We start from the raw sequence: 12,276 nt of genomic DNA, 5'->3' as shown, positions 1-12,276 counted from the left end.
TGCAGGCATTTTCTAAACACAAGTACGGGGAATTGTTCCGCCTCCTGGGAAGCAAGAGGCCAACACTCAACGCACCAAAGGACAAGCGGCGCTGGTCCGAATGCTTTGATTCGCTCATCTCGACTAGCGGCACAGGCACGATCGGGGAAATGCTGGACGTCCTAAATTCGCAGAAGCTTTTCTCCGTGCCCCCACGAGTAGTCAAGCGGGGACGCGAGCTAGAGGAGGCACTCCTGGCGCTCCACCCCGGAGAGGAACTAGAAGATACGCGAAAGCTAATGGAGCATCGCGCGTTGCGCTCCGTGCCGTACGCCGAATTGCGTGCGCTCCGATCGTACCTAGAAGACAGCACTGTCTTCTCAACCAAACACTCTGTCAAGGGCGCGGAATTCGACGACGTGATCGTGCTTATCGGGCGCGGGTGGACTAAATACGACTTCGCCAAGATGATCGCCGCCCACGCTCCGCACAGCAAGCCCGAGCTTAGGCAAGCCGGCAGCTTCCAGCACTCACGCAACCTCTTCTACGTCTCCGCGTCGCGAGCAAAACATAACCTTGCACTGCTGTTCGTTCAAGAACTCAGCAACGATGCGGTCGCGGTACTCGAGGACTGGGCAGGACAGAAGAACGTAATCCCCATCGATTTCGATGACACGGGGTCGCCACGACCGCTCTCTTCATAGGCGCTGCCGCATGCGAGAACGTGCGGAACAGTCTTCAGTTCCTCTTGCCTACGACGCGCATGTCTCCGTCATCATGCTGGCGGGGTTCGGGCTACTCGGGTGTGCTGCTGTCAAGGCGGTTCGCAAGGACGGGGCTGGCCGGGCGAGAGCAGAGCGCTGAATCAGCGCTCGGTGGTTCCGGTCATGGATCGAGTGCTCATCGTCGCAGGATCCCTGCTGATCCTGTGGGTCATTGCAATCGACAGCTGACGGCTGGCAGATCCAACGCGGCTCGGTAACCGATCGTGAAGCCGATGCGGCTGCAGCGCACCGAGAGCGAAGCCGCCCACTATGAAGGGCGCCGCGGTATCGCTGCGGGACTAGTTCCGCACCAGCTCTCGGCGGTCTTCGTCTCACCCAGGTAGTCCGCTACCTCTCACAGTGCGGGCGAGTTATACGGATGCGTAACGCGCGGTCGCTGTCCTCACCGTCGGGCGGGCGACCGGGCGGCCCGGCCCACGCCGCCCTGCAAGAGGTTGGATGCGAAGGCGACAACCTGCGTGCACGGTGACGACTCAGCCCGTCCCCACGTCACCCCCTGCCAACTGCTTCCGAGAAAGCGTATTACCGGAAGTGAGGCGGGGTTCGACTGACGAGGTGATGCTCTGAGGTACACCCATAAGCGACAGATAGAAATCGAAGAAACAACGTCGCAATAGGGTGTCTATCGACATTTTGTAGCACATCCGTGCAAGGGTCTAGGAGTGATGCCACACAAGACGCAGACTGTCGGCTACGTGCGAGTGAGCAGCACGGATCAGAACGTCGCCCGGCAGCTCGAGGCCGTCGGCCCGGTGGATCGGGTCTTCGAGGAGAAAGTGTCGGGCGGTTCCCGCAGTGATCGAACGGCTCTGGCCGAATGCATCCGCTACGTCCGAGACGGCGACGTTGTTCGAGTGTCCTCGATGGACCGCCTAGCTCGCTCGCTCCGAGACCTCCGGGACATCGTCGACGAGATTTCCGCCAAGGGTGCCTCCGTCATGTTCGTGAAGGAGCAGCAAACCTACGGCGCTGATGCGGATGATGCGATCGGCCACCTGATGCTCAATCTGCTTGGAGCGTTCGCCGAGTTCGAGCGATCGCTCATCCGGGAGCGACAAAGCGAAGGAATCCGGATAGCGAAGGAAAGTGGCAAGTACCTTGGTCGGGCGCGAAAGCTGACATCCGACCAGGTCGACGAAGCCAGAGCCCTGATCGAAACAGGTGTCCCTAAGACTGTGATCGCCCAGAAGCTAAACATCAACCGAGCGACCCTCTACCGTGCCCTCGCCCTACCGCACGACGCATAGCCGCGGCGTCGGAAGGTCACTTATTTCGTGAGAAACAGGTCCTTTGTCTTGGCGGTTCACACTTGGTGGGGAGCGGCCCGCTCCTCAATTGTCTTCGCTTTCGGGCTGCTCTCGGTCCCAGTCGTGCGCGTATTCTTCGGCTACTAACGGCCAGAGAAGGCTGAACGCCTCTTCCAATGAATCCACATTGTTTGCCGGCGCCAGGAGGACGAATTCCTGGGGGATGATACGGCCCGCTGCGTCGCAGCGTCCTTCGGGGTCGGAAAAGCGGATGGCGGCGAGGTCGCCTTGGCGCCTAAAGATCTCTCGGGAGTTTTCAATCCCGGCGAAAGCTGCTTCGTACGTTCGTAGGGGATGGGGAAGTCCGCCGGTACGGAGAAATCGAAACCCCCAGTTCCTTCCGCGCGTGGACCAGATGAAAGCTGGTTTCCGCTCCGCTCCCGCGACTCCCGTCGTCACTCGGGGCTCCGCAGCAGAACTTTCTTCTCGACCCCGTGATCCAGATCTAGCTGGAATCCCGCCAGCGTCGACGCTACGAAGTCGTGGTTCTTGGCCGCCTCGTCGTAGAAGTCTTGCGCTTTTCCCTCAGCGAGATCCAGTGCGATCTTTGCGAGGTTCGGCCCAAGAAGAGCCACAAGGGCGGCGATAGGGCCGCCCAATTTGACGAGGACACCGGGCAGTTTGATCTTGTTGAGCAGGACCGCCAGCGGTGCTGCGTTCCGGACTAGATGAAGGGCGACTTCGCTGCCCTTTCTTTTCACGAGAGCCCAACGGACGTACCGTGAAAACGGAAGCATGGCCGCAATCGGGAGAAGAAGATCGAGCCCGACACGGGTTGCGACTTCGATCTTTCCTGGCTCAAATTTGGCCGACGACAAAAGAACGAAGTCATCGCCAAAGGACAGTGCGTCGGGAGCTTCGATGAAGCTGCGAAGGATGGACCGAAACTCGTTCACCTCGCCTCCGACTTTCTCGAGGACCAGCTCGCGAAGCTCAAGAGCGTCCATATCCGGGAGCAAATCTGATTTGGACAATGCCAAGAGCCATATCCGAGGGAATGTCACCAGTGGCTTGCCATCGTCGAGCAAATCAGCTCGGAGCGATTGCAAGGCAGTCCCGAAGCTGTTCAGGAGTGCTTTCAGGTATCGCTCCTCCTCGCCAGCATTGTCGAGGAGACGCTGGCCGTCGACGAGCAATACAGCTACATCCGCTGTGAGGAGGGTTCGGAAAGTATCAGTCCGGCGACGAGCCTCATCGGCATCGCGTGGCTCTCGCTCGAACCATTCCCCCGGATAGTCGTGCCAGACCAGACGTAGATCCTGCGCGGCCTGGCCGGATCGGGCCTGGGTGCCTTTCCTCTTGCTAACGGCGAATGCGTAGGAGGGGTTGTCATACCTAGTCTGAATCGGCACGAGACCCGACTTCTTCATCCCGAGATAGTTCTGGTAGAGGGAGGTTCGTTGCCCTGCATCTTCGGCAAGAACGTCAAATCGGTCAGTTCCGGAGATTTGACGCTCGACAGCCGCCCCGTAGAACGAGGACAGCAAAACGGTCTTCCCGCTTCCCGCTGCTCCGAAAACTGCGATCTGCTGCTCGCGGGCAACGTTTTTTTGAGGGCATGACGCAAAACTACGACATTCCTGGGCGGGGAAGGACGGACGCAAACGGCCCCGCGCTGCAAAAGGTCGCCTTAGTTGCGATTAAGCCCGTGCCGTCGTGTATCCAGAGTGTTCTTGAAGTGGCTCTCCGCCTCGTTGATCGCAGAGGTAGGTGTCGCCGGATCAAACACGCGAAGCAGCGAGTACCGGAAGCTGTTCGGATCGAGGTCTCGAAGCGCGACGTTGCCGCCGTGACCGTTGGCCGCGTAGACGTTCCAGCGCTGCCGGATACTTTCTGCGCCGTCCGCCTTACCGACGTACTGGCGGCCGTCTCGAGTATCGGTGATCAAGTAGATGCCGACCACCGACGAAAGAGCCGTCCGCCAGGCGGCATAGCGATGCTCGCGCATCACCGCCTGCAACTGCGCATAATCCAAGACCAGTCGATCGAAACCAGGGAACGGCACCGGCTCCGCATCCGCAATCTCCATCACGGGGTAGCCGGCCGCGGTCGGTCCGTTGAGCCGCCACGTGCGCGGTGATCGCCACCCGATCACAAGTCGGTTCCGAAGGTCGGCCAGGCGATCCGAGGCCACAACATCGAAGCTTCGCCGTACTCCGTCGTTCTCGACTTCTCCCCGATTCTCAAGGACCGACCAAAGGCGGGCACGATCGCCGCCCTCGCGGACAAAAACGACCCAGAACCGAGGCGGAATCGCGGGGAACCTCCGAGGGTCGACCCACTGACGTCTTGTGTATTGCAGGATCTCGTCATCCGTGGAATCCGCATGGATGCCCTGCGAGCCCGTGTCCTCGTGCTCGCGCACATACGCGTGACGGATCGCCTGCGCGTCGGCGGGGTCGATGCCGGCGCTGTCGAGGATGGAGCCCAGCGTCAGTGTCATGGTGTTCATCCTCGCAGGAGCAGCCCTGTTGCTAGGGGATCATCCGTTCTGCCGAGCTGCACGGCGGAGCGCACGCCGAAGATCGGAAAGGGCCTGCGCGAAAGGGTCGTCACGGCCGTCCAGGTTGAGGGCCAATGGCACGCGAGTAATCAGCTCGTGTTCGAGTACCCACGGTTCGTCGTCGACGAACCAGCTCACGACGGCATGTTGATTCATCCACTGCGTCAGCCTGAGTTCGCCTTGGGGCCCCAGTTGATTCGACCGCCATACATGCCAAGGGACAAGTCGAGCTCGTCAGCTAATAGGACACCCAGGCTCAGCCGAAGTGTTGATCGCGAGGCGTCTTGGGTCGCGTGCGTTGTCAAGCGACCGCGGAGTCGGCTGGCGCTCTCCCTGCCAGCAGAAGTTGGCTTCCGTGGCGCGATGCCCACGTATAAGAGTTGCCGGCCCTCGGCCATGGAGTAGGCAGCGTCGGGCACTTCAAGAGTTCCGGGCTCGAACCACCACGTGTAGACACCTTTCTTGAGAGGGGCCGTTCGCACGTCTCTAAGCGGCGTCAACGCGGAGGGGGCGATAATCCGGGTCGCGCTCGTTGACAGGTCCACACGATAACAATAGGTGCCTTCTCGATATTGACCGCTGTCAGCAACGGCTGTTTTTGGTGACCGACTATCCGCCGCTGAAGCCAAGTCAGGCGCTGCACTAGCATTCGGAATAAGTGGCGTGGTCGCCCAAGGCCTAGCCCGCGTGTCCAACGGGAGTGACTAGGTATGGAGCCATCTACGCGGACTGATCCTCGGGACCTGCTGAGCGAGTGGGCCAATGCCTCTGATGAGTGGGTGCGTTACATCGTGCGGCACGTTCTCACCGGCGCCGGACCGCTTGGCGCCGATGAAGCCGCGACGGCCTACACCCTTTTTCGCGAGGAGAAGGCATTCGACACCAGAGAGCTGCCTAGCGAGGGGCCGCTCTCAACGTTGGCGTCCAAGGAAGAAGCGATCGAACCCTTAGCTCTGACCTCCGTGTCGGAGGTCAGAGGGGTGAAATGCGCTGGTTGCTGGCGGAGCGATCGAACCGCACTCGGGCTTGACAATTTTGTTTGGAGAGAACGGCACCGGCAAGACCGGGTACTCACGGATCTTCAAGGCTCTCGCTGCCAGTCGTACCGTGGATGTGATCCTTGGTGACATTGAGGCACCCGAACCTTCCCCACAATCCGCGGTGATCGGCTACACCTTAGGCACCGACGCGAAGTCGTATACGTGGACCGGCGGTCAGGGGGTGGCCCCGTTCACCAGGATGTCCATTTTCGACAGCCCTTCGGTCAGCTTCCATGTCGACGACGACTTGGAGTATGTCTACGTGCCGGCCGCGCTCGCACTCTTTAATCACGTCGGTACGGGGATCAAGTCAGTGCAAGGCACAATCGACCGGACTGTGAAGGAACTGCGGTCTGTCTCCTCCGTGCTGGTCGGCCGCTTCCCGCGCACTGCGAGCGTGTACCCATTGATCGAAACTCTCGGAGCATCCACCGATCTCGAGTACCTGAAGTCCCTCGTCGACACGGGCACAGACGTGGAAACTCGAATCGGGGACCTGCGCCGGACCGTCGCAGCCTTGGAGGCAGACACGATCAGCGCGCAGATCAAGATCCAGCAGCGCGCCGAACGCGTCCTCGTTCAGGCATCTGCTTCTGCCACAACCATTGCCGACTTTGACCTCGACGCCTACACCCGTGAACGCGACATCCTCCGCGGTCTCCAGGACGACTACCTCACCTTCCGGAAAGCGTTGTTTGAGGCAGCAGACCTGCCTGCAGAACCCGACGATTCCTGGAGCGCCTTCGTAAATGCCGGCGAGACGTACCAGGAGCACCTCGTCGCGCTCGGCGCGCACGACACCAACCGGTGCCTGTACTGTCGCCAACCGTTGAACGAGGAGGCCCGCCAGCTGATCAATAAGTACTCGGAGTACCTCGACGACAAGATCACCACTGATATCACTGCCTCCCGCACCCGTCTCGATGCCCTCACCCATCCAGTCATCGCATTGAATGTCGCAGACGCCACAACGTTCGCCGCCGAGTACGTCGACGCAGACGACAAGCCCGCATTCCATGTCGAGCTCGACCGCATGCTCACTACCATCGTCACGCTCACCGAGCTCTTCCGCACCACAGGAGAGCCCACCTCCGACCTCGACGAGCACGCCGTCGACGACGCTGCCAGCCTGAGCTCAGCGTTGGCAACTACCACTCGGCAGCTGGCCGAACTGAGGACGCAGGCCTCAACACGCTCCGAGACGCTCGTCGTGAAAAAAAGGGAACTCATCGAACTTGAGGCTGCGGCCGAGCTCGGCAAGTCCTGGGCGGCAATCGAGACGCACGTGAGGGACGCGAAACAGGCCGACCGATTGACACTGCTGGCTAAACCCATGTCCGGGCTGCTTCGCACAGTAACCGGACTCGCCAAGACCGCCAGCGATCAGTTGATCAACGAGAGTTTCGACGCTCTGTTCACCGAAGAGTGCACCGCCCTGCGTGCTCCCACGCTGAAGATTGAGTTCGTGGGCCGTCAGGGACGTGCGCAGCGACGGAAGGTCCTCACTGGCAAGCACAAGCCGTCCGCAGTGTTGTCCGAGGGCGAACAGAAGGTCCTTGCGATGGCCGACTTCCTTGCCGAAGCACGCTTGGCCGGGATCACGGCCCCCGTGATCTTCGACGACCCAGTCTCCAGTCTCGACCACCGCCGCATTAACGAGGTCGCCAAACGCATAGTTCTGCTAGCCGATACCACTCAGGTGATCGTCTTTACTCACGACATCTTCTTCGCCAGCACCCTGCTAGCGCTTATGGAGACAAGCAAGCGCTGCTCGTATTTCCAGATCACAGACGAGGAGGGCAAGGGGAAAATCACCCGCGCGTCCGGCCCTCGCTGGGACAGCCTCGGCAACATTAAGAAGAACGTTAACGAGACTATTCAGGCGGCTAAAACGCAGGACGGCGACGCGCGTGCCGCGCTCGTGCGCACCGGCTACGACTGGATTCGCGCCTGGTGCGAGGTCTTCACTGAGACTGAACTCCTCCAGGGCGTCACACAGCGATACCAGCCCAATGTACGGATGACGAACCTTTTGAAAATCAAAGCTGACGCGCTCCGTGAAGCAATTGAAATCATCAATCGCGTATTCGAGGAAGCCTGTCGCTACATCGACGGGCATTCTCAGCCGCTGGCGACCCTCGGGGTGAGCCCAACACTTGCTGGACTTGAAGCCCACTGGGCAGAGCTCACGTCTGCTCGCAGTGCTTACCTCACCGCTGACAGCTGAGCTCACAGATAGCATTCGAGAAAGAACAGAAGCACTGGGGGAACGATGTCGACGAATTCACTGGCGGCCGTAAAAGCTCTACGGAGTTTCGCGGATAAAAAGATCATCCCGACTCAGACGGGCTTGTTGAGTTGGAAGGAATATGCCAACCGGCCCGGCCGGGTGGACGAAGAAAGCGTTATCCAACCCGTCGTTTTTCCCGCGTTCGCAAAAGAGATCCTCGGTTGGGACCTAACGGTAAATTTGGCCGCGGAATCCAACTCAGATGAGGGCGCTCCGGACTTCACACCTGCCGACGCCGTTACGCACCCCTTTGTCTTTGAGACGAAAGGGACGAACGCGGGCTTGGCGCTTTTGGGACATGACGCGCAAGTTCTCAAGTATCTGAGAATTGGCTACCCCCGCATTCAAAAGGTCGTTCTGACAAACATGCTGTCGGCCCGGATTTTTGATCGTGACGAACACGGGGCCCTCCGAGAGCGTTACACCGTTCACTTCAAAGGGCTTCTATCGGGCAACCTGGCAGGTGTCGGCAACTCAGTAGAGGCGGAACGGCTCTATGAGTTCGTTCAGGAGTTCTCCCACCGGGTGCTCACCCGAGAACAGAAACTAGAGCGCGTCCGACAAGCTCCTCCGTGGAATCTTGAAATAGCAAATACTTCAAGCGCTTGGATCGTCACGCGAGTCGACGGCATTGTTCAACTCTTGAAGTCCGAGATCCTAAGAGAGATTCAGGATGGGATTCTCGGCGACCGTTCCGTAGTACTGGAGGACGAGTCGGGTCCGATTCTCACGGAGCTCCAGGGACTCGCTAGTCGTATCGGGATTGAGGAGTCCGGCTCTCTGAGCATCGCCGATTTCACCGGTGCGACACCCTCTTCAGATCTGGGTAAGGCCTTGGCTCAGTACGCGGCACATGTCGCGTTCTTTACGACGGCCAAGCTGTTGCTGGTTCGAGTGTGGGAAGACCTCCGCATGCTCGAACCGATGCTCTACAACGGTGGCTTCAAGAAGCAGATGGAGAGATTCGAGAACGTCATCGGCGACGTCATCAACCACGCATTTTCAAAGGCGAAAGAGCGTTATCGACCCCTATTTGACCAGAGAAATGCGTATTCCTGGTACGTGCCAAATGACGACCATTACGCGGACATTGTCTATGAATTGGCCAATACTTATTTTGGCGGGATCGAGTCTGACGTCCTTGGTCAGGTCTACGAGCGAATGCTGGAGCGAATCGACCGAAAGCTCTTGGGTGTCTACTACACACCCCGAGACATCATCAAATTGATTTGGGATTTGGTGGATCTCGACAGCCTTTCCGACCAGGCTGAGGCCATCGAGAGGACGCCACGCATCCTCGATATAGCGACTGGGAGCGGTGGTTTCCTCGTAGAAGCGGCCACTCGCCTTCGCTCCCGCCTTGCCGAGCAAACCGCGAGCGGCGCAGATATCGACAAGCGGAAATGGCTAGCCGATGTATCAGATGGCCTCAATGGCGTCGAGTACCAACGATTCGCCGCCTACCTCGCAGAGCTGAACCTAATCGTGCAGCTAGGGCACGTACTGGCATCCTCACCAGGTCTCGCAATCCCCTCAATGGGGATTATTTCGGCCGACACCCTCTCTCTCCACGAGCCGGCCGCTGTCTTTGAGAACGAACTCGAGCCTGCCCTGGAACCTCTCCTGAACAACGGCAACACAGCCGCGCGAAAAGATCGGATCCAGAGTGCAGAAGCCAGCAATTTCCTTATGGATGCCGCAATTGGCAACCCTCCCTACATCGGGGAAAAGCTCGCCTCACCCATTCTGAATGCAACCAGGCGCGAGTACCCCTACTGGAACAATTTCGTGGGTCCACACATGGACTACCTCTATTGGTTCCTAATCCTTGGGGTATCCAAACTTCGAGAAGAGGGACGATTCGGATTCATCACCACCGAGTATTGGATGCGAGCCGATGGTGCGGGCCCGTTGAGGAAGTACTTGGGTGAAAAAACCACTATCGAGCGAATAATCCTTTTTCGGGACTTCCGACTTTTTCCAGACGCAAAAGGTCAGCACTCTCTGATCGTCATTGGAAGGCGGACGAGTGAACCGAAGCGGTCCAAACCGAAGGTGTCCATCTATCGCGGATCCGGCGACGTCGGCGCGGCGAGGACTGCCATTCTCGATGCCATCCGTGACGGCAGATCCGCCGCCAAAGTTGACACATTCACGGCGTCGCTTTCCCCGAACATATTGCTGGGGTCGAGCTGGGCTGAGGTCTTACTCACGAGCAATGAGCGAAGCCGTCGCCAAAAAACTCCTGAGTGGCACCCAAATTTCCCTGACTGTCTCTAAGGGTGTGGAAACGACTCTCAATGCTCTCACTGGAGCCAATGAGCAGTTCTTAACCGGCGCCGCCCTCACAGCGGTAGGCGGTCCAGGTGCCAAACATGGCATTCAACTACTGACGAGTTCCGAGGTCCTTGACCTTGGCACCTTAAATTCAGTTGAGCAAGCGGTACTTCGCAAATGGGTCAATACCAAGGACGTCTATCCGTACGCGGTTGTCCTGCCCGACGAGCCAGATTCGATCATCTACCTCGCTAAGCCAACGCAACCAGCCGCTTCGACTGCCGACCCAGTGTCGGGAGTGCCTTTCCCGGCCGGAATGCCCCGGATCCAGAGCCACTTGATGCACTTCAAAACGCTTCTCGAAGACAACACCACGGACCGTAAAGAGCGCCGACCTTGGTGGACACTTCACCGCGCACGGGAAACCGTCATCGGTAACGCATCGGCGGATGAACACGGCTGGGCCCCCTTCTGCCTGACAACACGCTGGGGTGGCGGGGGCAAGCTCGTTGTTGGCCTCGCACCAGGCGGCAGCGCGCCAGCGTCCGGGCTCCATGTACTTCGCCCCGAGGGCGACCTTGTCCCGCCGGCTTATCTCGCTGCTCTATACAATTCTGACCTCTACCAAGAGATTGCCTTGAGCCTGCCTCCTGGGCAGCTGCGCCAGGCCGACCTTGAACGCATTGGCCTGCCGCTTCTCCAAGCTGACGCCGTCGAGTCAGTCTCGAAGTCAGTGTACGAATTGGCCAGGCTGGTAACCACCTTGGTTCGCCAGGAATCTCTGCGGTTTCCCCGTGTGCTCGAGACGCTCAGATCTGACGTGACATTGAGCGCTGATTTGAAGAGCAGCTGGCTTTCGGAAACTGGCGCATCAAGTTTGTGGGGAAAATTGCAGGAAGCGACATGGGCGACCACAGAGGCGAAGCGTGCGGCAGGGACGCCCTTAGGAGATGTTTCATTTTCGGATGACTTGCTTGGTCAGGTCGTCACGATCCACGTGCGAAACGAACCGCAGAAAACGGCCGCAGAAATTCACCTCGCCGGACATGTCACTGTCGCCGCGTCTGAAGCGCTAGCAGCTGCCATACGCGGTCTGGCGTTCTTGGGCGGCAAAGTACGAGATCTGGGTGAACTGTATGTTCCGATTGACCCAGAAGTACTAAGCCAGCAAAAAGCCGAAGACGATTCCCGCCTTGATGCTCTTCTCGAGCAGTACAAAACCGAACGAACTAAAATCGAGGAGGCGCTGGGGCAGCACGTCCGTCGATGATCACTTAGTCAGGGGTGCATCTGCACGTACGTAGAGGGGACGCCCCGGGTGCTCATCCTTCGAGGCTCGGGTGGCTCGGTCTCCTCGTGCACTTGGAGATCGCGTTCTTCATCATGGTTGCCGGGTCGACGGGAGCGGTTCCCGCCGCTGTGGTCTGGATCGGGTGGGCACCTTCGTGCTTCATTTTCTCGTGCGCCGGAGGGTCCTGTGCCGGTGGCTCTACCGAATCCGTGTGAAGCGTGCCCGGGTACTCGCAGAACGCCAACCGTGACGTCCGCGGGAACTAGCCGAAGTCAGTCTTCGGGCCCGGCGTGGCCTTCCATGGCCCTCATGGTCTTCCGCATCCGCGCGAGCGTGACGGCCCGTTCCTCGTCGGTCCGGGGCCAGTCGCGGAGGACTGCGGCCACCTGATCTTGGGTCTCGATTGTCTGCACCGATCGGCCGAGTTCACGTGCCGCCTTTCGTGCAAGGGCCCGCCATTCGTCGACGTCGACGCGCAGCTCCACGAGGTCGCACCGCGCCTGGCCGGTCTCTTTGAGAGAGTCGCGGATTGTCGCGAGGATGCTTCGGGAGAGCAGGCTCACGACGGGACGCATCCGGATCACGGTACCCGGGCGGTGAACAGTGCGACCGGACCCGCACGCCCTCACGTCCCTAGTAGCCGCCATGCGTTGATGACGGAGGGCCGCCGTACGATCCGGCCGTGGGAGTGCACGGGCCTGGAAGAAGCGTCGACGCGATCGTGGGCCGGCCGATCCCATCGCACCCGCTCGCGGTCCCGCCGATCCCGGGCACGTTCGGGGTTTGGCAGGTGCGTCGGGTGAA

At 59.6% G+C, this 12,276-nt stretch carries 10 protein-coding genes; 5 read left to right on the top strand and 5 right to left on the bottom strand.

All coding sequences use genetic code 11. The features are described 5' to 3' along the window. The coding region (locus SD72_RS18400) for a 3'-5' exonuclease (RefSeq protein WP_042545511.1) at positions 1 to 683 on the top strand (683 nt) is incomplete at its 5' end. 746 nt (positions 684 to 1,429) lie between these two features. After that, on the top strand, positions 1,430 to 2,011 hold the full coding sequence (locus SD72_RS16215) for a recombinase family protein (RefSeq protein ID WP_042545509.1): 582 nt from the start codon (positions 1,430 to 1,432) through the stop codon (positions 2,009 to 2,011). Positions 2,012 to 2,466: 455 nt separating this feature from the next. On the opposite strand, the gene SD72_RS16205 is transcribed toward SD72_RS16215, so the two are convergent. The 4 genes from SD72_RS16205 to SD72_RS18740 are packed head-to-tail and all read right to left on the bottom strand — an operon-like array spanning position 2,467 to position 5,056. Then, positions 2,467 to 3,675, bottom strand: coding sequence for a TRAFAC clade GTPase domain-containing protein (locus SD72_RS16205; RefSeq protein WP_042545508.1), 1,209 nt, complete (start codon positions 3,673 to 3,675; stop codon positions 2,467 to 2,469). Between the two features lie 26 nt (positions 3,676 to 3,701). Next, positions 3,702 to 4,514 (bottom strand): GIY-YIG nuclease family protein, encoded by an 813-nt coding sequence (locus SD72_RS16200; protein WP_042545507.1) that lies wholly within the window; start codon positions 4,512 to 4,514, stop codon positions 3,702 to 3,704. Between the two features lie 39 nt (positions 4,515 to 4,553). Further along, positions 4,554 to 4,766, bottom strand: a complete 213-nt coding sequence (locus SD72_RS18745) for a GIY-YIG nuclease family protein (RefSeq protein ID WP_420038434.1) — start codon at positions 4,764 to 4,766, stop codon at positions 4,554 to 4,556. After that, the gene (locus SD72_RS18740; protein ID WP_420038433.1) at positions 4,739 to 5,056 is read right to left on the bottom strand and encodes a GIY-YIG nuclease family protein; all 318 of its coding nucleotides are present in this window, start codon (positions 5,054 to 5,056) and stop codon (positions 4,739 to 4,741) included. The genes SD72_RS18745 and SD72_RS18740 overlap by 28 nt, the downstream gene beginning before the upstream one ends. 544 nt (positions 5,057 to 5,600) lie before the next feature. On the opposite strand from SD72_RS18740, the gene SD72_RS16190 reads away from it, so the two are divergent. The 3 genes from SD72_RS16190 to SD72_RS16180 are packed head-to-tail and all read left to right on the top strand — an operon-like array spanning position 5,601 to position 11,451. Then, entirely contained in the window at positions 5,601 to 7,841 is a 2,241-nt protein-coding gene (locus SD72_RS16190) for an AAA family ATPase (RefSeq protein WP_198142016.1), read from the top strand. 45 nt (positions 7,842 to 7,886) lie between these two features. After that, a complete protein-coding gene (locus tag SD72_RS16185; RefSeq protein ID WP_042545506.1) occupies positions 7,887 to 10,184 on the top strand; it encodes an HsdM family class I SAM-dependent methyltransferase in 2,298 nt (765 codons plus the stop codon). Continuing rightward, a complete protein-coding gene (locus SD72_RS16180) occupies positions 10,123 to 11,451 on the top strand; it encodes a hypothetical protein (protein ID WP_157000649.1) in 1,329 nt (442 codons plus the stop codon). Before SD72_RS16185 ends, SD72_RS16180 begins: the two co-directional genes overlap by 62 nt. Positions 11,452 to 11,744: 293 nt before the next feature. Here SD72_RS16180 and SD72_RS16175 read toward each other — a convergent pair whose 3' ends face one another. Continuing rightward, complete coding sequence (locus SD72_RS16175) at positions 11,745 to 12,047, bottom strand: hypothetical protein (RefSeq protein WP_157000648.1); 303 nt, start codon at positions 12,045 to 12,047, stop codon at positions 11,745 to 11,747. Positions 12,048 to 12,276 lie beyond the last annotated feature (229 nt).

Origin of the sequence: Leucobacter komagatae, assembly GCF_000834055.1 — a bacterium.
GTDB classification, from domain to species: domain Bacteria; phylum Actinomycetota; class Actinomycetes; order Actinomycetales; family Microbacteriaceae; genus Leucobacter; species Leucobacter komagatae_A.
The sequence above is the reverse complement of the archived record's forward strand: the minus strand, read 5'-3'. Positions and strand labels throughout refer to the sequence as shown.

Bases quoted from the DNA above. Each gene is read 5' to 3' on its own strand.
- SD72_RS16215 (WP_042545509.1), top strand. From the start codon at position 1,430: ATGCCACACAAGACGCAGACTGTCGGCTACGTGCGAGTGAGCAGCACG.
- SD72_RS16200 (WP_042545507.1), bottom strand. From the start codon at position 4,514: ATGACACTGACGCTGGGCTCCATCCTCGACAGCGCCGGCATCGACCCC.
- SD72_RS16185 (WP_042545506.1), top strand. From the start codon at position 7,887: ATGTCGACGAATTCACTGGCGGCCGTAAAAGCTCTACGGAGTTTCGCG.
- SD72_RS16180 (WP_157000649.1), top strand. From the start codon at position 10,123: ATGAGCGAAGCCGTCGCCAAAAAACTCCTGAGTGGCACCCAAATTTCC.
- SD72_RS16175 (WP_157000648.1), bottom strand. From the start codon at position 12,047: ATGCGTCCCGTCGTGAGCCTGCTCTCCCGAAGCATCCTCGCGACAATC.